Here is a 23,532-nt window from a genome sequence, read left to right as displayed (position 1 = left end):
AAGGAAGGTTGTTGAGTTTTTGTGACGTTCTTGCTGGCAAGAGAGAAATAGAAAAAAATGCCCTAGCACGCATATAATGCAGAATTAGCCATGCACGAGCTGAACAATCTAGCTAAAATTGTGACGAAGCGCCGGTTGACTACGTTGCCGCTATTGGGCGTGGGAAGGGCGAAAGGCAGCCGCAACCGAGAAGAAGAATTACTCGACTTGCTGGCAACGGATGCCAATGTAACCAGTTTGCAGGTTGCAAAAACTCTTTATGGCAGCGCCTCGGCTAAAAACCAGGCGGCAGTACGGAAAATCAAGCAGCGACTCCAAGAGAAGTTGCTCAACCACCTGTATTTTCTAGACTACTCCGACCCGCGCCATCCCGTGTTTCTGCGGCACGAGCAGCAATGCGTTGACCTGTTGCACCAGGCGCATGTACTGTGGTGGGAAAGCGAACGAACCATTATTGCCCAAATTCTGCGGAAAGTTCTGCGGCTGGCATTGGATGGTGAGTTCACCCAACATGCAGTCAGCAGTTTGGAGTTGTTGCGTCGGCTCTACGTCGAAACCAATAACTATTCGCAGTACCGCCAAACGGTGCGGCAACTAGAACGCCTGCAGGAAGTGCTGATGGCCGAGCGGGAAGCAATGCGGCTGTACTGGGGGGCAAAAATGGACTTGATGCGCACAGTACACGCGCGCCGGCGTTTGCTACAGTACCTGCCCGACGTAATTACCCGGCTGACGGAGTTGTACCGGAAAACGCGTTCGTTCACCATTTACGACATCCTGCTCAAGCTGAGGTTGATGCAGCAGGAACTGCCAGGCAACTTCGACGAGATTATTCGAATTACAACCGAAGCAGAGCAAGAATTTGCCAAGGGCAAACTAAACCGCAAGCGTTTTGATAGCCGCTTCACCAAGTACTATAGTCTTTATGCTCACTTGCGGGCACGCCGGCTCGAAGAGGGCCTTGCGCTGGCAGAGGATTACCTCAAAGCCTTCAGCCGATCGACCAACAACTGGTTCAGTATGCTGGAGAACTACTTTTTGCTGGCCATGCACAGCGGCGAATACGACCAAGCTGGCAAACTGCTGAAACGAATGCAGCAGAATCCTTTCGTAACCAAGCTCACCCGGCCAGCGGTGCAGCGCTGGGAACTGATGCGGGCTTACCTATACTTCATTCGTCCGGAAGAGGCCGGGTTGCGGCCGGTGCACTTCGCACAATTGGTACAGAGCATCCCCGACCATAGCCGCGACAAGCGCGGGTACAACGTGGCAATTCTGATCCTTCAGTTCCTCTACTACCTGCGGCAGAACAACGCCGAAGCCTTGCTGCTCCGACTGGAAAGCTTGCGGAAGTACGAAACCGCGCACCTGCGCGATGCGTCGACGCTGCGCAGCCGGTTGTTTTTCCGGCTGCTGCAACTGACCGTTAAAGTAGACTATAACCCGGTATTGTGTGAGGAAAAAGGCCAGGCGTTGGTAGACCGCTTGCGCGAAACACCACCGCCTGGCGAAGCATTTTCCGATATTGAAATTATTCCCTACGAGAATCTATGGGTAATCACGCTGGGCTTATTGCGCCAGGGAGCTATCCATACCTAATGGTTGTAAAGCAGGCCTAGGCTAGCGCTGAGCAGCGGCAGTTTGCACGCTGGTCTGGGTGGCGTTGCTATTGGCAGCCAGCTGCTGATAGCGGTGCAGCTGCGCGGGCGTGAGGACTTGCTGCAGCTGGGTTTCGTAGCCGTTCAGGATTTCGCGCAGCTTGGCAGCGTGAATGGTTTGGTCGCCGGCGTACATTTTGTTCACCTCTTCCTCCTGCTGCAGGCGCTCAACCAGCAACCGACGAACCTGCATCTGGCGGCCTTCGTCCAAGCCTAGCTGCGGCGCAAGCTGGCGGGTCATTTCAACAGCACGCTGGCGAGGAGCATCCGAGCCGCTTTGCGCTTGCGCAATACCGGCAACACTAAAACCAAGAGCAAGAGCAAAAACGAAGCGTTTCATACGGTGTGGTATTTAAAGGAGGCTGGATGATTATGCTGATGCAAATAAAAACAAATATTTAGCGGAAAAATACACCAATACTAAAATTTTACTGCCCACCCGATCCTTTCCGGTCTAAAATCAGGGCACAGCGGCCCAAAAGGGCTTTTTTGGAGCCATAAAAAAATAAGCTGAATGCAACTGTTTAAGGCCGAACTACCACCGTTCGGCTCACACAATGGCTGTCGGGGCAAGAGCCGGGGCCGTTGCCGCGAAGACTCATGCGCACCTCAAATCGACCTGCTTTGCGGAAAGAGTGCGTAACACGCCGCCCATTGGCAACGGTGCCGTCGCGAAAATCCCACAGCGCAACTTCGTTGTAGCAGGGCGGGTTCTGAGCGACACTCGCATCGAACGTCACGGCCTGCCCGATGCGCACGGTATCGGAGCTGATGGTGAAATCCAGCAATGGCTCCAAAGTGAAATCGACCACGAGGGTCTTTTCTGCCTGCCGCACCTCCCCAGTGCGCTCATCGACCACATCGAGTTGCACGGTGTAGCGTTTGCGGGTAGCGTAACAGTGCGAAACCACCGCCCCCGTGAGGATAGTGCCGTCGCCCATTAGCCAACGATACGTGAGCGGCCCAGCGGCGGGGTCGACGGAACGCTGGGCATTGAGTTCCAAGCAGGGAGCGGGCACGCGAGGAGCCGGACAGGCTACGCTGAGGGTGTCGCCAGCTTGTTGGGCATGAGCAACTGAGCCTGCCAGCGTCAGCACGACGAGCGGAGGGAGCCGGAAAAGCAATCCGCTCGTGGGGCGGCTCAGAAGCAGGTTCATAGGCAGTAAAAAGGCAAGCAAGTTCCGGCTCCTAAAACTTGTTCAGCCGTTGCAGCACCTCGCGTAAGTAGGTTTGGCCGATGGAAATATGCTTGCCTTCGATAACCACCGCGTTGTCTTCGATGGCCTGGATATGACGCAGGTTGACGATAAACGAGCGGTGAACCCGCACAAACTGTTGGGCCGGAAATTTCTCTTCCACTGCCCGCATGGTACTGTACACAATCAGTTTTTGCTGGCCCGTTACCACATGCACGTAGTCGCCGAGGGCCTCCACGTAGCGCACCTCGTCGAAGAGCACCCGCACCAGCTTGTTATCGACTTTCACGAACGTGAAATCGGCGCCGGAGGGCGTGGTGGGTTCTTTGTCGGACGCGCTGCGGGCTTCTACCGCATCCAGCGCTTTTTGAGCGGCTTGCAGGAACCGTGCATACCGAACAGGCTTCACCAAGTAATCGACCACGCTGTGCTCAAAGGCCTGTACCGCGTACTCGGTGCTGCTGGTGATGAGCACGACCAACGGCGGATTCTGCAAGGTGCCGAGCAGGTCGATGCCTGACATTTGCGGCATTTCCACGTCGAGAAACAGCAGGTCGATGGGCGTAGAGCGCAGCACATCGGCGGCTTCCACGGCGCTGGTGCAACTGCCCGCGGCTTCTAGAAAGCTGGTGTTGGCAATGCAGTTTTGCACGACCTGCACGGCCATGGGGTCATCATCGACAACGAGGCAGCGAAGCGGGGAAACGGGGGAATGCGGCATGGTATCAAATATAGAAGCCGGGCGGAAAAAATCGGTAGGCAGATTTTACGGAAGCGGAGTGGTTTGCTGCACGCGTTGCCGAAGGGCTGGATACAGTTCAGCCAGCTGCTGCCCGATGCCCGCTACCTGGGCGGCTGCATCGGTGGTTTCGCCCGCGTGAACTTGGCGTTCCAAGGCGTCGAGGCGCTTGTGCAGATTCGCCACTCCAAAATAGGCCACCTGGCCTTTTAGTTTGTGCGCCGCTTGGCCGAGCGCGGCCGGGTCGTGGCGTTGCGCGGCCTGTTGCAACTGCTCCAACAGCAAAGGGGCTTCACGCAGGAACGTTTCGATTACCTGCCCGATAAAGGCTTCGTTGCCGAAAGCCAACTCTTCGAGCAATTCCCAATCGAGGGTGAGCGGTGCCGCTGGTGCCACACCTGCAGTGGGCGCGACACGGGATTTTGGTACTGAATCGGGCACGATGCGGCCGGTAAACTGGGCCAGCCGGGTATATAAGATGGCCGGGTCGAAAGGCTTCGGCAGGGTGTCGTTCATGCCGGCCTCCAGGGCCAGGGCGCGGTCTTCGGGCAGGGCCGAGGCGGTGAGGCCGATGATGGGTAACTGCTGCCGGTCGGGAAAGTGCAGGCGGAGTTGGCGGGTGGCTTCGTAGCCGTCCATTTCGGGCATCTGCACATCCATCAGCACGGCGTCGAACGCGGCCGCGGGTGCGGTGGCGGCTTCCACGGCCAGGCGGCCGTTGGCGGCCAGAGTCACAAGCACGTTCCAGGCTTCCAGGGTTTTGCGGGCCACCAGTTGGTTAAGTTCATTGTCTTCGGCCACCAGCACACGCAACGGCGGGTCGAAAGGGTTGAGGTCGGCGGGGGCGTCGGATGGGACGCTGGCGGGGTCGGCCTCTTGGTAAGGCACCTCAAACCAGAACGTAGACCCTGCGCCTTCCTGACTTTCGACGTGCAATTGGCCGCCGTGCAACTCCACAAGGTTGCGCGCGATGCTCAGGCCTAGGCCCGTACCGCCAAACTGGCGCGTGGTGCTGGTGTTGGCCTGCGAAAAGTCTTCGAAAATGGCTTCCAGCTTGTTGGCCGGAATGCCAATGCCCGTGTCGCGCACGGCCAGCTGCACGCGCCACGCGCCGGCACTTTCGGGCACGGCCGTAGCGGTAGCCGAAACGGTAACGCCGCCGTGCGTGGTAAACTTAATGGCGTTGCCGATGAGGTTAACCAGGATTTGGTTCAGGCGCACCGGGTCGCCATACACGGCCGCGGGTACAGTGGGGGCAAGTTGCAGATCGAGGTAGAGGTTTTTGCTGGCCGTGGCGAAGGTGAACATGCGCCCCACCCGTTGCAGCAGTTCGCGCAGGCCAAAGGGCGTGTGCTCCAGGGTGAGCTTGCCGGCTTCAATCTTCGACGAATCGAGGATGTCGTTGATGATGGTGAGTAGGTTTTGCGACGAGCCTTGGATGGCTTCCAGGTACTCGCGCTGCTCGCCGGTGGTGGGCATGCGCTGCAGCAGGTGCGTCAGGCCAATGACGGCGTTCATTGGGGTGCGAATTTCGTGGCTCATGTTGGCCAGAAACTGAGCCTTGGCTTTGCGCGAGGCTTCGGCTGCATCGCGCGCCACCGTTAGCTCGGTGTTCATCTGCTCGATGTGGGCTTTCTGATGGCGCAGCTCCGTGGTTCGTTCGCGCACGGTGGTTTCGAGCTGAAACTTCTGGCGGCGCAGCGTCGCTTCGCGGGTGCGCACCACGGCCCATACACCGGCACCCACAGTCAGCAGTGCCAGCGCGGCAAACCACCACGTGCGCCAAAACGGCGTGGCAATACCGAACCCCACCTGCTCCACCCGGCTCCAGGCGCCCTGCGAACCTAGGCGGGCCCGGGCTTCCAGCACGTACTGGCCCGCGTCGAGGCGCGGAAACTGGGCTTCACCGGTAGCGCTGGGTTGGCTCCAGTCGTCGAGGTAGCCGCGCAGACGGTATTGGTATTGCAGGCCGCCGGAGCTCGGGCGAGGCTGCAGGGTAACGCCCTGGAAAGTAAAATTCAGGCGGTGCTGCCCCGCCTTCAGTTGCCCAAGCTTGGCAGCGTCGCGCGGGGCACCATCTACCTGCGCACCAGTCAGGGCGAGGGTGGGCGGGGAAGACGTGGGCCAAGGCGAGGTGAGCGACGCATCGAGCTGCAGAAGGCCCTGGCTTGACGCCAGCCAAACCCCATTGGCGGTACTAGAAACCGTTGCGAAAGGGCGTAAACCCCGCAGCAACGGATTATCGGCGGCTACAACCGGGGTGGCTTGGCCCGTGGCCGGGTCGAAGGCGCTTAGTTCCTGCTGATGCACCAGCAGCACAAACTCCCGCGGCGAAGCCGAATGAGAAGCTTGCCCAGAACTATGGCGAAACGGAACAACAGCGTAGCAATAAGCAGAAGCCAAGCCGTTGGCCGTGGTGTAGCGCCTGAACTTGCCCTGCTGATGACGCCACAACCCCTGGCCGGCCGTGCCAATCCAGACCGTGCCAGCGGGCTGTTCGCGCAGGTCGGTCACGTCGAGCCCTTCGCCAAAACGGTGGTAGGTGAAGTCGCCCTGGTGCCACACGGCCAGACCGGTGCCCTGCGTACCAATCCACACCCGGCCGGCAGCATCGGCCAGCAGGGCCGAAACGGTGTTGTGGAGTAAGCCGTTGGCCGTGGTGAAATGCTCGGCCGGAGCCGGGCCCTCGGGCTGACAGCGGTACACCCCATCCAAGGCCGTACCGACCCACAAATAGCCGCCAACTGCGTCCCAGGCCAAGGCCGTAACGCGTAGGTTGCGCGGTAGGCTCGATAGAAGTTGAGCCTTGCCGGCCCGAAGCTGCCACACTCCGCTGCCCGTGCCAATCCATAGCAAGTCAGCCTGCTTGCTGGTGCTGGGCGCTGTTGCCTGGGCAATTGCGGTAATGGCTTGTGGAAAGGAGCCAGAAAATGCCGGCCTCGTGTAAAATTCCCCCGAGCCGCTTTGCCCGATGCTGAAAAGCCGCCCCGCCGCGGTGCCGAACAGCGCGAGGCCGCCTGCACCGGCCGCTGTAATAGCACCGGCCGGTGCAGGCGGTGTTGGTATCAGGCGCAAATGCCGGTCGGAGTGGCGCCACAGGCCCTGGCCAGCCGTGCCAAGCCAGCCGTTGCCTTCCCGGTCGTTCAGCACGCACGACACCTGGGCGTCGTCGGGCAGGCGGAGGCGGTGGCGGCGGGCGTAGCTGTTGACGGCGGCGGTATCGGAGGACGGAATTCCCGGGCCGGCGTGCAGGCTGTCGGGCCAGGCGGCGCGGTTGGACACGGGCACGAAGCGCCGGCCGTTCCAGCGCGACACGCCGCCTTGGTAGTGCGCCACCCACAGCGTACCGGTGGGCCGCTGCACGTACAGGCGCGTGGCAAAATCTTCGGCCAGCCCGCTTTTAGTGGTAAACGCGCGAAACGCCGTGCCGTCGTAGCGCACCACGCCCTCGGCGGTAGCAACCCAGAGGTATCCCTGCGGGTCTTGCGCCAGCGCATACACAAAGCGCGGCGCAAAGCCTTCGGCAGGGCCAAAGTGCTTGACAAACGCGGTGGGCTGGGCCCGCAGCGCCGCAGAGGCCAGCAGAAGCAGCCACAACCAAGTAAGCCGAAGAAGAAAGCGGAACATCAACGGAAGGTACTGCAGGCCAGGAAACCAGAAGCGGCATTTCCGGCGAACGAAGCCCCGCCGCAGTTGAACGCGTGCAGTGGCCCGCCCAGCCCCGGCGCGCTACTTCCGGATTTTTACGTCGACCTCGTAGCGGTACTTCGGCGGGCCGCCCAGGGGCACGGCGAAAAAGGGCAGGGCCGTGTCGTACTGGTCGGTGACGTAGAACACAAGGTCGTTGGAGACTTTCGAGCGGTTGACGAGTTGCAGGTCCACCGACAGGCCGTGCTCTTTTTCGGAAATGGGATGGGTGCTGCTGCGCCACTGCTCATCGCCCGATACGGCGGCCGGGTGGCCGTTTTTCGCCACCGAAAAAATGGTGATGGTGGCGTCGTCGTCGAGGTCGAAATTGCTCTGCTTGATGCTCACCACGCGGTTGTTCACGAACGGGTAGAGGTGCGTTTTGGCGCCGGGCTTCGAGGCAAGGCGGAAGGAGTACTCGTAGGTAAACGCGTTGCCGCCTTCCACCGCCACGTTTTGGGTGGGGCTGCTGCTCAGGAAATAGCGGTAAAGGTTGCCGTCGTCGCCTTTCAGGCCCTGCGCCACCAGCTTGAACACGTAGCCGTCGAACTCCGGCACCAGCTCACCTTCCAGCGGATTGAGCGGGCCGAACGTGAACCACTTGCCGTCGTAGGCTGCCTCGGCGCCGAACGTTTGGGTTTTGAGCAGCGTGCCCGAACGGAAGTTACCGCGGGGCTCGGTGCTGCGGGCATCGGGGCCGGAGTGGGCGCCCGCGCCGCCGTAAAGGCTGAAGGCGGTTTGGGTGTTCCAGCCGAACTTCGCTTCGTCGAGCTTGCCGCCGCAGTCGGGGTCGAACACGCGGATGTAGAGCGGTTCGCGCCGGGCCTTGGGCACCAGAAAGAAAAACGTCTGTGTGAAGTCGTCGTCGCCCCAGCTTTTGTCGGCCTGCGCGCCGAAGGTGACGATGTAGTCGATATTTTCGACGGGGCTGGGCACGGCCTGAGCCGCGGCCGGGCGCGCCGGAATCGTGGCGAGCAGGCTGGCACAGGCGAAAACGAGCAGAAGGAAGCGCGGCATAGAAGGCAATTTATCAAACCTGAGCCGGCTTTGGCGTTGCCGAAACGCGGCGACTGGCGTATTTTGGCCCGGCCGAACGCCCAGCCGGCTTTTTTCGTCGCTTCTATGGCCCCGTTTCCCACCCGCACCACCGACTTTTTCGACCACCTGACCCGCACCGTGGAAGAAGCTCGGGAACTGGCCCTGCGGCGGTTTCGGAGCCTGAGTGAAGACGAACTGAACCGGCGTCCGGCCCCCGACAAGTGGAGCGTGGGCCAGTGCCTGGAGCACCTCAACATCATCGGCGGGCTGTATTTGCCGGTGATAAACCAGCGCCTGCGCCGTGCCCAGGAGCGCGGTAGCCGCCCGGTCGACACGGTCAAATCGGGCCCCATCGGAAAGCGGTTGGTGGCCTCCATGCTGGTGCCGGCCCGCGAAAAGCCGCTCAAGTCGCCGCAGCAGTTTGCGCCCAGCGGTTCGCGCCTGCCGCGCACCGTGGTCGAGGTGTTTCTGCGCCAGCTCGATGAACTGCTGCACCTGCTGCGCACGGCCCGCGAAGTCAACGCCAACGCTGTGCGCATACCCAACGCCATCATTCCGCTGGTGCGTCTGCGCCTCACCGACCAGTTTGCGTTCCTGATTGCGCACCTGCAGCGCCACACCGCCCAGGCCGAACGCGTGCTAGACGGCCGCCGCTAGTTTATTCGGCGGGCCCGTGTTGCGCCGGCTTTAGTGGTTGTGAGGCGGCGGAGGCGGTAGCTCGGCCGCGGCACGGGGCAGCAAGGCCGTGGGCACCCGCGGGTAGTGGTGGTGCACGTGGTGAAAGGCAAACGACGATACCACCGGCGTCCAGATTTGGGCCACCGCCGAAGCGGCGCGGGCCGCCGGATGCTCTTCGGCCAAATGATGCGGAACGTAGGCCGCCCAAATCGGCAGCGTGGCACTCATCACGAAAGCCACCGCCCAATACACCAAGCCAATCAGCGAACCTGTAGCTAGGTACAGCGCCACAAAAGCCGCCAGCAGCACCAGCGTAAGGCTGGTTTCGAGGAGCTGAATGCGACGCGTGTGCGGCGCCATGCGCAACGATTCGCGCCGCAGCATCAGAATGTGGTAGGGGCCTTGCCAAAGCACGCGGCCGAAGCTCCAGGTAGCCGGGGCACCCTCGGGGTCGTCGGGGGTGAGGCAGCGGGCGTGGTGGCGCAGGTGCGTGACTTGCAGCGCGTGGCCGCTTTTGAGCAACAACAAGCCGCTAAGCGTGAGCAGACGGGCATTGGCCGGTTTCGAGAAACCGAGCGCGTTGTGCATGGCGTCGTGCATCTGCACGAACGTGGCCAGGCACACGGCCACGGCCAACGGTACGGCCAGCCACCACCAGCCCGCCGCGGCCGCGCCGATGTAGAAAGCCAGTAGCGCCCAAGGCCGCGCGAGTTCCACGATGCGTTGGCGAGGGGTGAGGCGCAAATGAGCGGAAGCAGCAGTCGGGTTCATGGGGTGGGGCAGAAACCGAAGATACGACGCGCAGACCGTACGCCTACGGCAGGAAATGGCCGGGAGGTGGGGCTACACGCGACGCCAGCAGGGAAAAGCGAAGCTGCACCGGAAAACCTCGCTTTCAAGCCAATTTAGGCGCGTTAGTCTGCAGATTTCGACCCGAAAAGGTAGGTAAGTGTGAAGGACGTGACGCGATGATAACGCCGGCCGTTACGGCCTTGGTAGTAGTCGGGCCACACGTCGCGGGTGCCCCCGCTTTGCTGCAGTTGCACCAGCACCGGGCCGCGCTGGTAGCCTACGCCCGCCTGCAGGCCCCAGTCGAACAGCCGGGCGTCTTCCCGCGAGCCAAGCAACCGGGGAAACTGGGCTTTTTCGCGACTGGGGGATACCGGAATGCCCTGTACTTCGCTGACTTCCGGCTCGGCTTCGAGGTAGCCGCCTACGCCCATGCCGAAGTAGGGCCCGGCGAATACCTGCGCGTGGCGGGCCCACGCCGGGGCGTAGGCCACGTGCAACGGCAGCTCGAGGTAGTTGAGGCGCGTGGTGTTGCGGGTGCGATAGGGCGCCAACTCCCCCGATTTGAGTAGCACGTGCTGCTGCGCGTGGTGCCGAGCGCCCTGCTGGGTGTAGAGCACCGCCGGCTGAATGGCCACAGCCCCAAGGCGCCACTGCGCGGCTGCGCCCACCTGGTAGCCCGGCAGCCGGCGTGGGTTTTCCCCGATGGGGTCGGGGCTAACGCGAAACGTTGCCGCATTCAGGCCCACCCGCGGGCCGAGGCTGAACTGCGCTTGGGTGGGTTGGGCGGCGAAGAGGAACGCGGCCACGGCAGCCGCAAACAAGTAACGAATCATGGCAAGAGCGAAAAACACACTGGCCGCTGCTTGCGGACCGGCGGCAGCGCGTCTATCAAAGCCAGTGCCGCAGAGTTCAGAATCAGCCATTTACCGCCTCACATAATCGGGTGATGGAGCGTGCAACAGTGGTTTGGCCGGATGCTTGCGCAATAAAAAGAGTGCGGTGGCGTGTGGAAACCGGCGCCGGCGGGCATCTCTTAGCCGTAATTGTCTTGCTTTGCTTATGCGTTTCTCCCTGCTGATTCTGGCCCTGTGGCTGTTGTGTATGGTGGTTCCTTCCAATGCCTCGGCCCCGGCGGCCGGCGGCCCCTACGCCGCCCAGTGGAAGAAAATTGATGCCCTGCTGGCCAAAGACCAGACTGCTTCGGCCGAAAAACTGGTGCTCGACATCTACCGGCAAGCCCGCACTAAGCAGCAGTCGGCCGACTACGTGCGGGCCTTGGTGTACCGGCTGCACCTGCTGGAGCGCAAGCAGCAGGATGCCGACGTGAAAGGCATCGGGCTGCTCGAAGCGGATTTGCGCACGGCCACGTTTCCGGCCCGGCCGCTGCTGCACAGCCTGCTGGCCGAGCACTACCACAACTACCTGCGCCAAAACCGCTACCGCCTCTACGACCGCACCCAGGTGCAGCCCGCCGCCGATTCGCTTGGCCCCGACGACCTGCAAACCTGGGACGCCGCCCGCCTCGCCGCCCAAGTGGTGCGCCACTACCGCGCCTCGGTGGAAACCGACGCCCGGCGTCAGCAGCAAACCACCCTGCGCGACCTGGGCCAGCTGGTAACCTTGGCCGATGCCACCGGCCAGCAACTGCGCCCCACGCTCTACGATTTGCTGGCCCACCGCGCCATCGAGGCGCTGAATGACGAAGAGCTGTACCTGACCAAGCCCGCCGAGCAGTTTCGCTTTACCGACCTGCGCCTGCTGGGCCCGAACGCGGAGTTTGCCCGCCTGCCGCTGAACGCGCCCGCCGCCGATTCGCTCAACGGCCCGCTGCACGCGCTGCGCACCTGGCAGCAACTCACCGCCTTCCGCCTCGCCGACGCCAAGAACCCGGCTGCGCTGGCCGACGTGGAAAAAGGCCGCCTCGCCTTCGTGCACCAGCGCGCTGCTTTTCCGGGCAAAAACGCCGCCTACGAAACTGCCTTGCGCCGCGCCGCCGCGCAGTACACCGCGCTGCCCATGTGGTCGGAGTTTCAGGCCGAATTGGCGGAGCTAGCCAACCGCATGCAGCGCCCCGCCGCCGAAGTAGTGGCACTGGCCCGCGAAGCCGTGGCGCGTTACCCTAAATCGACCGGGGCACAACAGGCGCAAGCCTTGCTGAACGCACTGGAAAGCGTGGACCTGCAGGTGCAGACCATGGAAGTGCAACTGCCCAACGAGCCGCTACTGCTGAACCTGCGCTACCGCAACCTTACGCAGGCCCACGGCTTCGCCTGGAAAGTGCCGGCCCGCGCCATTCTGCGCGAAACCACCGGCCAGCGCCACACCGAGCTGGAAAAGGCCTACGCCAAGCTGCTCACCACCAAGCCCGCCGCCACCTGGCGCCTCGCTCTGCCCGGCCCCGCCGACTACCGGGAGCACCGCACCGAGCTGGCCGGCCCCACGCTGCCCCCCGGGCACTATTTGGTGGTGTTGAGCACCGCCGCCGAGCAACCCACCCAGCAGCGGAAGGACGTAGCCACTACCTACGCCTTTGTGTCGGTGAGCGAGCTGGGCCTGATGCAGCGCACCGCTCCGGCGGGCGGCACCGATTTGTGGACGCTGAACCGCCGCAGCGGGCAGCCCACACCCGGCGTAACCGTGCAGCCGCTGTACTACAGCTACAACGCTACCCAAACGGCCGTCAAGGCCGGGCAGGAAGTCGTTACGGCGGCTGATGGACACGCTTTGTACCCGGCATTGGAGCCTTCGGAACGCTACACGGCGGGCTTGCTGCTGCGCAAAGGCGCCGATTCCTTGGTGGTGACCGGGCAGCTGAACTACAACCGGGGCGTGGGCCGCAACGAACAGCCCCAGGAGCGGCCCGTGGCTTTCGTATACACCGACCGCGCCATTTACCGGCCGGGCCAGACGCTCTATTTCAAAGGCATTGCGGTGCAGCCGCGCAACGGCCGCAGCGAAGTGGTGAAAAACCTGAAAGTGCAGGTGCGCCTGCACGATGTCAACGGCCAGAAAGTGCAGGACCTCGCCTTTACCACGTCCGATTTTGGCTCGTTTCACGGCTCGTTGACGCTGCCCGGCGGCTTGCTCAACGGGCAGATGCAGCTGCAGGTCGTCACCTTCAGCACCGGCACGCCCACCGGCGAGCAGCACCTGGGCGGCACCGGCTTCTCGGTGGAAGACTACAAGCGCCCGACCTTTTTCGTGACGCTCGACCCGGTGCCGGGTACGCCCAAACTGGGCGACACGCTTTCGGTGCGCGGCACAGCCACAGCCTACGCCGGCCAAGCCATCGATGGGGCCACGGTGCAATACCGCGTTGTGCGTCGCACCATCTGGCCCATGTTGGGTCGGTTCGACGGTGACTTTGGCTTTGGTGGCGGGCGCATAGGCTTGCCGCGCCCGTATTCCCCCGGCGGGGGCGGCGAGCAGCAGATTGCCACCGGCACCGCAAAAACCGACGCGGCCGGCCGTTTCCGCGTCGGCTTTACGGCTACGCCACCTGATGAGGCGCTGAACGAAGACGCGCCGCGCAACCCCGAGGACGACGAAGGCTACCGTCCCCCCGGCCCGTGGCGCCCGACGTACGTGTTCGAAGTAACCGCCGACGTAACCGACCCCAACGGCGAAACCCGCTCCCAGCAGCGCGGCATCTCGCTCGGCGGGGCGGCGCTGAACCTGAGCCTGACTGGCCCGCAGCAAATCGACCAGCAGCAGCCCATAGAGCCCTTGGCGCTGCGCAGCCAGAATGCCACCGGCGAGCCAACGCCCGCTACCGGCACCCTGCGCCTGTACCGCCTCACGCCGTCCAGTCGCACGCTCCAGCCGCGCCTGGGTCCGCGGCCCAACCAGCCCGGCCTCAGTCGCGAGCAGCACCAGCAGCTGTTTCCGCTCGATGCCTGGATGCGCGAGGACGACCCGCAAACCTGGCCGCGCACCGCGGTGGGCGAGTGGACATTCGACACCAAACAGCGCACCGACTTGCCCGAAGTGCAGCGCGCCTTGGCCAGCCAAACGCCCGGCGCCTACCTGCTGGAAGCCCGCGCCGCCGGCCGCGACACGGCCGTGGCCCAGCTCGGCTTCACACTCTACAACTCTGCGGCCAAGCAGCTGCCCCTGCCACTGCCCGCGTGGCTGACGGCCGGGCAAGACAGCGTAGCGCCCGGCCAACCGGCGCAAGTGCTCCTCGGTACCGGCTTTGGCGAAGTGCAGGCGCGGCTGGAAGTGGAAAGCCGCGGCCAGCTGCTGCGCGCCGAGTGGCTGACGCTGCGCAACGAGCAACGCCTGCTGACGCTGCCCACCACGGCCGGCCAAAGCGGCCCGCTGTACGTGCGGCTGGTATTTGTGTACGCCGGCCGTTTCTACCAACGCGACATCACCATTCAGGTAGCCGAGCCCGAGCGGCCGCTGCACCTCGACATTAGCACGTTTCGCGACAAGCTGCAGCCGGGCCAGAAGGAAACCTGGCGCGTAACCATCAAAAACAGCCAGAACCAGCCTGCCGCGGCCGAGCTGCTGGCCTCGCTCTACGACCAGTCACTCGACTATTTTCGGCCGCATTCCTTCCGTCGGCCCGAGCTGCCGGCGCCGTATTTCCCGGCGCGGTTTGCGTGGTCGGCGCAGTTCAACTCGAAAGCGTGGGACACGTGGTTGAACCGCTTCGATGGCAAGCCCACGGGCAACTTTCAGCCCGAATACCCCCGCCTACGGCTGGATATGTGGGCATGGCAGTGGGCCGATAAAGCCCGGCTCACACGACCAGGAACCAAGGCCGATAGGGAAACGCGGCAGTTGAGCGAAGTAACCGTGTCACGCGCGGTAATGGGCAAAGCCGCCGGGGTGCAAATTCGGGGGATGAGTGCGCCCGCGCCGATGGCAATGGAAATGGCCGCCGATGCCTCGGCATCCAACGCGGCAGTAGAGGAAGTCGTCGAGCAGAAAGTGGCCGTGGGCTACGGCGCGCCGAAAGGGCAAAACAACCTATCGATGGTAGCGGCGCGCTCCGACTTCCGCGAAACGGCCTTCTGGATGCCGGCCGTGCGCACCAACAGCCAGGGCGAAACCGTGCTCGAATTTCAGATGCCCGAAGCCGTGACGCGCTGGCAGCTGCTGACGCTGGCTCACACGTCTGACCTGCAAACGGGGCTGCTGGCGCGGCAGCTCGTCACCCAGAAAGAGCTGATGGTGACGCCCAACGCGCCGCGCTTTTTCCGCGAAGGCGACCAGCTGCGCCTCACCGCCAAAATCAGCAACCTCAGCGGCCTGGCCCTCGGCGGCACGGCCCAGCTGCTGCTTTTCGACGCCCGTACCAACCAGCCCATCGACCAGCAGCTGCTGAAAAGCGCCGCCCAAACCCAGTTTCAGGTAGCTGCCAGCCAGAGTACTACCGTCGGCTGGGACCTCGCCATTCCCGCCGGCCTCGAAGCCGTGACCTACCGCGTGGTGGCGTCGGGGCAAGTGCCCGTTGCCGGTTCCGAATTGCCAGGGAAAGAGAAGAAAAGGCGTCGGCAAAACAAACAGGCAACGGACAACTCGCAACGGACAACTTTCCAAGACGGCGAGGAAAACACGCTGCCGGTGCTGCCCAACCGCCTGCTGGTAACCGAAGCCTTGCCGCTCACGGTGCGTGGCAACACCACCCGCGCCTTCGAGTTGAAGAAACTTACCAGCACCACCTCGGCCACGCGCCAAAACCAGAGCCTGACGCTGGAGCTGACCGCTAACCCCGCGTGGTACGCCGTGCAGGCCTTGCCCTACCTGATGGAGTATCCTTATGAGTGCTCGGAGCAGGTTTTCTCGCGTCTCTACGCCAATACCCTCGCCGCCCGCATCGTGCAGCAGAATCCGCGCATCCGGCCGGTGCTTGAGGAGTGGAAGAAGGCCGTGGCCAGCGGCGACAAAAATGCGCTGCGGAGCAAGCTGGAGCAAAACCAGGAGCTGAAAATGCTGCTGCTGCAGGAAACGCCGTGGGTGCGCGAAGGGCAATCGGACACGGAACGCATGCGTCGCCTCGCCGACCTCTTCGACCAGGAGCGGCTGCAAGCCGAAACCCAGCGCGCCGTGCAGAAGCTGGTGGAGCTGCAAAGCCCTAGCGGCGCTTTCCCGTGGTTCAAGCAGATGCCCGACAACCCCTACATCACCCAGCTGATTGTGGCCGGGCTGGGCCGTTCGCGCCGCCTCGGGGCGTTTGATGCGCTGCAGGACGCGCGCACCGCCGAGCTGCTGCGTCGCGCCGTGGGCTTCATCGACCGGGCCGTGGTGAAAGAATACGAGCTGCTGCGTAAGCAGAAAGGCGTGAAGCTCGCCGACGACCACCTCGGCGACGCTACGCTGCACGCACTCTACGCCCGCTCGTTCTGGGCCGCCGATGTGCCCTTGCCCGCCGCCGCCAAAACCGCCTACGACTACTACCGCACCCAAGCGGCTACCTACTGGCCCAAGCGCAACCGCTACCTGCAGGCCCTGGCCGCCCTCACGCTGCACCGCGCCGCCCAGCCCAAACCCGCCCGCGACATTATGGAGGCGCTGCGCCAGAACGCGCTGCAGTCCGACGAGCTGGGCATGTATTGGAAAGACGTACGCCCCGGCTTCTACTGGCAGCAAGCCCCCACCGAAACCCAGACGCAGCTCATCGAAGCCTTCCACGAAGTAGCCGCCGACCAGAAAGCCGTGGAGGAAATGAAGCTGTGGCTGCTAACGCAAAAGCGCACCCACAATTGGGAAAGCACCCGCGCCACCGCCGATGCCTGCTACGCCCTGCTCCTGCAAGGGTCGCGCAACTGGCTGGAACCCACCAAACCGCTGCAGGTCACGCTCGGCTCCCAAACCATCAACACCACCGAGGGGGCCGAGGCCGGCACCGGCTATGTAAAGCGCAGCTTCCCGGCCGCGCAGGTGCAGGCCGGCATGGGCAAAGTGAATGTGCAGAACCAGAACCCCGGCGTGGCTTGGGGCGGCCTGTACTGGCAGTACTTCGAGCAGCTCGACAAGGTTACCCTGGCCGACAACGCGCCGCTCACGCTCGCCCGGCAGCTGTTCCGCGAAACGCCCGGCGCCAGCGGCCCGGTGCTCAGCCCCATGACGGTGGGCGCGCCGCTGCGGGTTGGGGAGGTGCTGGTAGTGCGGCTGGTGCTGAAAACCGACCGGGAACTGGAATACGTGCACCTGAAAGACACCCGCGCCGCCGGCCTCGAGCTGATCGACCAGACCTCGGGCTACCGCTACCAGCAGGGCCTGGGCTACTACGAAAGCCCCCGCGACGCGGCTACCAACTTTTTCATGGACGTATTGCCGCGTGGCACGCACGTATTCGAGTACCGCCTGCGGGCCGCCCAGGCCGGCGACTTCAGTTCGGGCATCAGCCAGGTGCAGTGCCTCTACGCGCCCGAATTCACCAACCACTCGGCCGGGCAACGCCTGAAAATCGGCCCTCAACAATAGAGCGGCCTGTGCCGGCCTGAAATGCTGGTGAGCTGGCTTTCGGTTGAGCGTTGCCGATTCGTGTGGTGCTTATGGGCTGACTGTCTGCATGGTTAAGTAGCAGATAGGATTATTGGTGGTTTGTCTTTTCCGGAGGCGACTGGTACTTTCGCGGTCCTGTTGAATCAGCCGGATGATGACCATGTTTAAATACGCTCTGTCGACGGCGGCCGCAGTTCTGCTCTCGGTTGCCGTGCATGCCCAGGAAGGCCCGGCGCAGCACGATGCCGCGCCGGTAGCCGGAAAAGTAGCGGTACCGGTGGGCCCCACGCTGCCCGGCGAGGAAAAACTCTCGGCGCAGGAGCGCGCCGAACGCACGTTTCTGATGCCGCCGCGCAAGAAAATGCCGTCGGTGCGGGCCGTCGCGCCCCGCCCGCAACTCGACCCCAGCAGCGCCGACGCGCTGGCCATTGGCCCGCCCACGGTAGAGGAAATGGCGGAAGAAAACGCCGCCGCCGTAAAGGCCGCCGCACCCAAGCGCACCTACCACCGCACGTCCACGCGCCGCCGCTCGTCGGCGCACCGCTCCACTTCATCGGGCCGGAAGAAAACCACCAAGCGGCGGCGCTAAGCCACCACCCGAATGCAAAGCGGCGCTCCGGAAACGGGGCGCCGCTTTGCTATTCCTCGGGTTCGGTTTCGTGGCTGTAGCGCGGCGTGTGCCAGCGCGGGCGGCGTTCGGGCAGCAGCCAGTGCCAGCCCAGCAGCAGCGCGGCGTGTCCCGGCGAAGAGCGGAAATGCACGTCGTATAATTCGGGCGGCTGCGGGGCGGGCCTCGCGAGGTAATCGGTGCGGGTGAAGGGGGCGTAGAAGGGCCGCAGGCTGCGCTGCAGCTCGAACGTAACCACGGGGCCGCTCGTCGGGGTGAGCCAGGCTTGCAGGCCTGCTTCGGCGCCCACCAAGGGAGTCCAGCGCACGGCGGGCGGCGCAGGTGGGCTGTAGCCGCTCCGGTCGACGTAGCCAGCGGATGCATTCAGGCCCACGAACGACTCCAGCCAAGGCCCTAGGTTCAGGAAATCGGTGTAGCGCAGCCCGCCGCCTAGCTGGTACAAGTAGCCGGCAAAGCCGTAGCTGCTGCCGAAGCGGCTGGTGGCGCAATCGGTCCAGGCGCCGGTGCGCGCGTAGCCCGCCGCTTCTAGGTGGGAAGTAAGCGGCCAACTGACCTGCAGCTTTGCGGCCGGGGTGACTTCCTCAACGAGCGTGTTGCCGTCGAAAATCCACTTCGGCGCAGCCATGAGGTTGAGCCCGCTGCTAAACGATACCGCCGGCTGGGGCAGGCTTTGGGCCGGCGCGGCGTGAATGGAGGCGGCCAGCGTGGCCAAACCCAGCAGCGCAGACGCTGGCGGGCGGCAAAAAAGAAATCGGTCGGACATGGAGCACCGGGTAGTGGTGCGGCCAACGTCCGACCGATTCGGTTTCTTGTGTTGGGGCTGGGCCTACGCGTTCTGCGGCATCAGGCGCACCACCAGCCCGTCGAGGCGTTCGGTGATGCGAATCTGACACGAGAGGCGGCTGCCTTGGCTCATGATGGGCAACGATTCGAGCATGGCCATTTCGTCGTCGGAGGGCTCGGGCAGCTCGGGACCGGCCAGCACTTCCACGTGGCAGGTGCCGCACAGGGCCATGCCGCCGCAGGTGGCCTGAATGTCGTAGCCCGAGGCCTTCATCACTTCCATCAAACTCAGGCCCATATCGGTGGGCGCAACCAGCTCGGTGCGCTGGCCGGGAGCTTCTTCGATGTATACGCGTACTTCGTCGGTCATAGTAGTAGCTGTTGGCTGCTGGCTATTAGCTGGTGGCGGTATGTGCCCAAAACGGCAGGCTAACGGCCAACGGCTAATAGCCAACAGCGCTTTTACAAAGTCGGCACGCCGTTGACGGTGGTGTACTTCAGCACGTAGCGCTTGTCGGGGTAGATGTGCTTGTAAGCGCCCTGGGCCATGAGCGCGGCCTCGTGGAAGCCGCACAAAATCAGCTTCAGCTTGCCGGGGTAGGTGTTGATGTCGCCGATGGCGTACACGCCGGGCATGGACGTGGAGTAGTCCAGCGTGTTCACCTTCACCGCGTCGTCTTCGATTTCCAGCCCCCACTCGCCAATCGGGCCCAGTTTGGGCGTGAGGCCGAAGAGTGGAATGAAGCTGTCGACGGCGTGGCGGCGCTCGGTGCCGTCGTTGGCCGTGATGGTAACGGCATCGAGCACGTCGTCGCCGTGCACGTGGGTCACGTTGCTGCTCAGCACCAAGTTCACTTTGCCGGCCTCGTGCAAGGCCTTCACCTTCTCGGCCGAGTCGGCGGCGCCGCGGAAGGTGGTGCCGCGGTGCACCAGCGTTACTTCGCTGGCCACGTTGGAGAGGAAAATGGTCCAGTCGAGGGCCGAGTCGCCGCCGCCGGCAATAACGAGGCGCTTGTCGCGGAAGTGCTCCGGGTCGCGCACCATGTAGTACACCCCCTTACCGCCTTCGTAGGCTTCGAGGCTGTCGATGGCGGGCTTGCGGGGCTCAAACGAACCCAGACCGCCGGCAATGGCAATGGCTTTGCAGCGGATGTCGGTGCCGTCGGTGGTGAGGAGCGAGAACGAGCCATCTTCCAGCTTTTCAAACTTTTCCACCCGCTCGCCCAGCGTGAACGTGGGGTGGAAAGGCTCAATCTGGCGCATCAGGTTTTGCACCAGGTCGCCGGCCAGCACTTCGGGGAAGCCCGGAATATCGTAGATGGGCTTTTTGGGGTAGATTTCCGACAGCTGCCCGCCCACCTGGGGCAGGGCGTCGACCACGTGGCAGCGGAGCTTCAGCAGACCGGCTTCGAAAACGGCGAACAAGCCCACGGGGCCGGCGCCGATGATGCAGATATCGGTGGAAATGGTGGAGTGCATTGAGGGTGAAAACAGTCGGGAGCGGGGCCACAGCGGGCTTGTGCTCAATCAGATCAGGTAAGTAACCACCAAGCAGGGCAGGCGGTTGCCTTGGGCGTGAAAATCGGGCGCAAAGGTACAGTGCTTCGCTTAAACCAAAGGCCACCGAAAAGAAAGAAGCTGACTGGCGCGACGTAGCAAAAAAACGGGCGGACGCACCAGCTGCGTCCGCCCGTTGGTCGGGAAGGAACCCGGGGCGCCCCTAATCCCGTAGTTCGAGGCGCGTAAACTTGTACTCCTTGTCGGTAACCAGGCGGGCGATGTACAGGCCGTTGCGGAGGAGGCCCTTCCTCAATTCGTACTGGTACACCTGCCCGGTGCGTCCTTCGCCCTCGGCCAGCATCGAGGCTACCTGGCCGCGCATATCCACGATTTCGAGACGGAAGTGGCCGTCGCGCGGTAGCTCAAACGAGAGGGTGGTGCGGTCGGCAGTGGGATTGGGCGCAGCGGTGAGGACCATTTCCGACACGGCACGGACGCTCGGGGTAGCATTGCAGCTACCCAGCCGGTCGCCGTGGGCCAGGTGACTGGCGGCGCCCGTTGCGTCCACGCACAGATCATTGCCTTTGTGGCACACCAGCACCTTGCGGTTGCCGTTGCCGCAGCGCACGTCAAGCACGTTGATGGTCACCTGAGCTGTTTCCACGCACGAGTTGACGTCGGTAGCCGTTACGGTGAACGTGTAGGTGCCGGCTGCAGTCGGCGTAAACACAGGGTTGGCAATGTTGGGGTTGCTCAGCCCGGCGGCGGGCGACCAGCTATACGTGGTGATGTTGACGCCGCTGGCCTGCAGGGTTACGCTCTGCGCGCCATACCCCAGGAAGATGGTGCCGGGGCCGGCACCGGTGTACACATTGGAAGCCGGAACCACCGCAATGGTGGGCGGCACGCAGGCGTATTTGGGCGGCAAATCATAGGCTTCGTGTTGGTCGAAACGGTTGTTGGAGGAGCCTTGCGTAGCGCTGTAGCCCAAGCCGCGGCGGGCGAATACCTGCCAGATCAGCTTCTGGTTTTGGCCGCCGTAGTTTGCTTCATCGGCCAGCAGGATGGCGTCGCGGGCATTCACGAAACCGGGGCTACAGGGTTGCATCTTCAGCCCGTCGATGACGAGCTGCATGGCCATGTTGTTGCCGCCGGTGCCGTTGTATAGGTCCTGGTTGAAGCCGTACCGGCCAATGAAGGCCCAGTTCAAGTCCCAGAGCATCGTGGCCCACACAAACCCGATGCCATGGGGTTCGGCTACGGCCGGGTTGTTGGTGTCGTCATACGTATAATCGTTGACGGCAAAGTCGGTGCTGTACGGGGCCGGACGAATGCCCCGGCCGGTGGTGGGGTAGCCCAGGGCGTAGGTACCAATGCCGCGCTTCTTGGCGCCCGTGTCGCCGGGCTTCATGGTGAGCATCAGCCCAAACCAGTCACTCCACCCTTCGCCGCCCTGCTCGGCGTTGTTAAGGCAGTTGGAATTCAGGCGGCCACCCGTCAGGCGGGTGCTGATGCCGTGGCCGTACTCGTGGGCAATGATGCCGTTGTCGAAGTCGCCGTCGAGTTCGGGCCCGATGCCGTCATTCTTGAGCGACACCTGCACTTCCTGCCCCGCGTTCATGGCGGTCCGGATGCTCGTACCGATTTCCTGGCTGATCATCAGCATGGGTATGGTGATGGGTACCGGCGACGAGCCGCCCATCGAGCTTGGCTCGCCGGGCAGGTTGTTGATCATGACCACGGCCGTGGCGCCGGCCTGCTGGGCGTAGTACGCCTTCACGTAGAAGTCGCAGCTGCCGCGGTACACCAGCGCAATGTTGCCGCTCATGGCTGCGGCATTGTTGAGGGCCGAACAGCCTTCCTGCCCCACGCCGGTGGCGGTGCTGGCCAGCACCAGCTTGCCGGTGATGGGCGTGGCGGGCAAAGGCGCGGCAAACGAGGCCAGCCGGGAGATGTAGAAGCCGGCCAACGACGACGGAGCCGTAATGCTGAATGTCTCGGGGCCGGGTATACCCGTCCACAGGTACATCTGCATGCGTGGCCGCTGGCCGTCGATGGGCGTGAAGAAGTTGGCGTTGTTGCGGGTAGCGGCAATGTTGCGGCTGTCCTGCGCCTCGGCGCGCACATCGTCGTTGGCCCCAAGCGGAGCCACAACGGGCCCGCGGCCGTAATTGTTGACCTGGAAGTTGCCGCTGGCCTCGTCAAACCCATACTTGTACCATACATCGTGCATGATGTTGTTGAGGTAGAACAAGTTGGTGATGGCCGCATTGCGGTAGGCTACCGGTTGCTGCGTGAAGTCGATGGGGTAGTCGAACAGCAGCGCGGCGCCGGCGTCGGGGCTGTAGTTCGCGCCGCTGTTGTTGTTGGATGGGTCTTCGTACGCGTGCACGTTGTTGCCCCGGGCGATGGTAAACTCTGCCCCCGCGGCCCCGTTGGTATCGTGCCAGCCGTAGGGCGAAGCTACCGGGTCGATGGTGGAGGTAGCCGCAAACGCCCGCGGCCCGTGGCTGGGGCTTTCGGAGGGCAGGGTGAAGACGTTGTAAGCGTTTTCGGTGGGGTTGGCATACGGCACCAGGGCTACTGCCGGGGCCACCAGCGGGGTCATCAGCTGGCGCTTGCCGTCGATGAAAGTGCCACCGGCACCTTGGTTGTCAAATTCGCAATGCGTCACCAAGTTGTCTTTCTCCAGCACCTGTCCGGTGCTGGCATCGAGGCGAATGTTCCACGCGTTCAGCGCATCGAGCTCGTAGATAAAGACCTCCCAGGCCAGCTTCAGGCTGCCGTCGGGCATGGGCTGATACACCAGCTTGGCCGTAATGGGCTCCAGCGAAATGCCCGCGGTGCCAAACTGCGTGGCCCGCTCGGGCTCGGTACTCCGGCTGCGGGCGGCCAGCGACTCGCGTGGGCTCAGGCCCAGGTGGCGGGCAGCAGCGGCTACAGCATTTTCGGCCGGCATCACGCTGGAAGCCGCCTTCACGTTGCGGCTCAGATCCTTGTGAAACCGATTGCCCACACTCAGCACCCGCTCGTCGCCGAGCATGTTGACGGTGGTAACGGCGCCGTGAATGGGGATGCCCCGGTAGCGCTGCTGCACATACACGTGCCGCAAACCGTTGTGAGCAGTGCGCGTTTCGCTGCTCAGGGTTAGGTCGGCTATGTCGGCCTCGGCTAGCTGGAGCGTTTGCTTGTTGCGCTGCAAGTGGTCCAAAGCGGCTTGCGGAACAGCCTTGGCGGGCGGAACGGGCTGGGTTTGCCCCATCACAACGGGCGTGCTCAGCAGCAGAGCGGCCAATAGCAGCGGCCGATGCAGGGAAAGTAGTGGGTGTGCCATATTCAGGTGCGGGCTTGTTGGAGCCTGAATGTATGGCTTTT

General features: G+C 63.4%; 15 protein-coding genes. 4 read left to right on the top strand and 11 right to left on the bottom strand.

Features of this window, described 5'->3' with window-relative positions; genetic code table 11:
• Positions 1-90: 90 nt before the first annotated feature.
• Positions 91-1,599 (top strand): hypothetical protein, encoded by a 1,509-nt coding sequence (locus F0P96_RS06515; protein WP_151078033.1) that lies wholly within the window; start codon positions 91-93, stop codon positions 1,597-1,599.
• Positions 1,600-1,620: 21 nt separating this feature from the next.
• On the opposite strand, the gene F0P96_RS06510 is transcribed toward F0P96_RS06515, so the two are convergent.
• The 5 genes from F0P96_RS06510 to F0P96_RS06490 all read right to left on the bottom strand — a co-directional run bounded on the left by F0P96_RS06510 (position 1,621) and on the right by F0P96_RS06490 (position 8,297).
• On the bottom strand, positions 1,621-1,998 hold the full coding sequence (locus tag F0P96_RS06510; protein WP_151078032.1) for a hypothetical protein: 378 nt from the start codon (positions 1,996-1,998) through the stop codon (positions 1,621-1,623).
• A 184-nt stretch (positions 1,999-2,182) separates the two neighbouring features.
• The gene (locus F0P96_RS06505; RefSeq protein WP_151078031.1) at positions 2,183-2,815 is read right to left on the bottom strand and encodes a PKD domain-containing protein; all 633 of its coding nucleotides are present in this window, start codon (positions 2,813-2,815) and stop codon (positions 2,183-2,185) included.
• Positions 2,816-2,846: 31 nt separating this feature from the next.
• Positions 2,847-3,575, bottom strand: coding sequence for a LytR/AlgR family response regulator transcription factor (locus F0P96_RS06500; protein ID WP_151078030.1), 729 nt, complete (start codon positions 3,573-3,575; stop codon positions 2,847-2,849).
• A gap of 45 nt (positions 3,576-3,620) precedes the next feature.
• The gene (locus tag F0P96_RS06495) at positions 3,621-7,220 is read right to left on the bottom strand and encodes a hybrid sensor histidine kinase/response regulator (RefSeq protein ID WP_151078029.1); all 3,600 of its coding nucleotides are present in this window, start codon (positions 7,218-7,220) and stop codon (positions 3,621-3,623) included.
• Between the two features lie 102 nt (positions 7,221-7,322).
• A complete protein-coding gene (locus F0P96_RS06490; RefSeq protein WP_151078028.1) occupies positions 7,323-8,297 on the bottom strand; it encodes a hypothetical protein in 975 nt (324 codons plus the stop codon).
• Between the two features lie 105 nt (positions 8,298-8,402).
• Here F0P96_RS06490 and F0P96_RS06485 point away from each other — a divergent pair, with 105 nt between their 5' ends.
• The gene (locus F0P96_RS06485; protein WP_151078027.1) at positions 8,403-8,975 is read left to right on the top strand and encodes a DinB family protein; all 573 of its coding nucleotides are present in this window, start codon (positions 8,403-8,405) and stop codon (positions 8,973-8,975) included.
• Between the two features lie 30 nt (positions 8,976-9,005).
• On the opposite strand, the gene F0P96_RS06480 is transcribed toward F0P96_RS06485, so the two are convergent.
• Entirely contained in the window at positions 9,006-9,767 is a 762-nt protein-coding gene (locus F0P96_RS06480; protein WP_151078026.1) for a fatty acid desaturase, read from the bottom strand.
• Positions 9,768-9,910: 143 nt separating this feature from the next.
• Positions 9,911-10,621 carry an outer membrane beta-barrel protein gene (locus tag F0P96_RS06475; RefSeq protein ID WP_160620390.1) on the bottom strand — a complete coding sequence of 237 codons (711 nt, stop codon included), beginning with the start codon at positions 10,619-10,621 and terminating at the stop codon, positions 9,911-9,913.
• 226 nt (positions 10,622-10,847) lie between these two features.
• Between F0P96_RS06475 and F0P96_RS06470 the strand changes: the two genes are divergently transcribed.
• Both F0P96_RS06470 and F0P96_RS06465 read left to right on the top strand, forming a co-directional pair.
• Complete coding sequence (locus tag F0P96_RS06470) at positions 10,848-17,225, top strand: alpha-2-macroglobulin family protein (RefSeq protein ID WP_151078024.1); 6,378 nt, start codon at positions 10,848-10,850, stop codon at positions 17,223-17,225.
• A 181-nt stretch (positions 17,226-17,406) separates the two neighbouring features.
• Positions 17,407-17,835, top strand: coding sequence for a hypothetical protein (locus F0P96_RS06465; protein ID WP_151078023.1), 429 nt, complete (start codon positions 17,407-17,409; stop codon positions 17,833-17,835).
• A 49-nt stretch (positions 17,836-17,884) separates the two neighbouring features.
• Here the strand turns inward: F0P96_RS06465 and F0P96_RS06460 are convergent, their stop codons facing one another.
• The 4 genes from F0P96_RS06460 to F0P96_RS06445 form a co-directional block, all read right to left on the bottom strand.
• Positions 17,885-18,637, bottom strand: coding sequence for a hypothetical protein (locus tag F0P96_RS06460; protein ID WP_151078022.1), 753 nt, complete (start codon positions 18,635-18,637; stop codon positions 17,885-17,887).
• A gap of 63 nt (positions 18,638-18,700) precedes the next feature.
• Positions 18,701-19,027 (bottom strand): 2Fe-2S iron-sulfur cluster-binding protein, encoded by a 327-nt coding sequence (locus F0P96_RS06455; RefSeq protein WP_151078021.1) that lies wholly within the window; start codon positions 19,025-19,027, stop codon positions 18,701-18,703.
• 92 nt (positions 19,028-19,119) lie between these two features.
• On the bottom strand, positions 19,120-20,136 hold the full coding sequence (locus tag F0P96_RS06450) for an NAD(P)/FAD-dependent oxidoreductase (RefSeq protein ID WP_151078020.1): 1,017 nt from the start codon (positions 20,134-20,136) through the stop codon (positions 19,120-19,122).
• Positions 20,137-20,377: 241 nt separating this feature from the next.
• On the bottom strand, positions 20,378-23,491 hold the full coding sequence (locus F0P96_RS06445; protein WP_201743862.1) for a T9SS-dependent M36 family metallopeptidase: 3,114 nt from the start codon (positions 23,489-23,491) through the stop codon (positions 20,378-20,380).
• Between the last annotated feature and the right edge of the window lie 41 nt (positions 23,492-23,532).

It is taken from the genome of Hymenobacter busanensis, from assembly GCF_008727865.1.
Taxonomy (GTDB): Bacteria; Bacteroidota; Bacteroidia; order Cytophagales; family Hymenobacteraceae; genus Solirubrum; species Solirubrum busanense.
The sequence above is the reverse complement of the archived record's forward strand: the minus strand, read 5'-3'. Positions and strand labels throughout refer to the sequence as shown.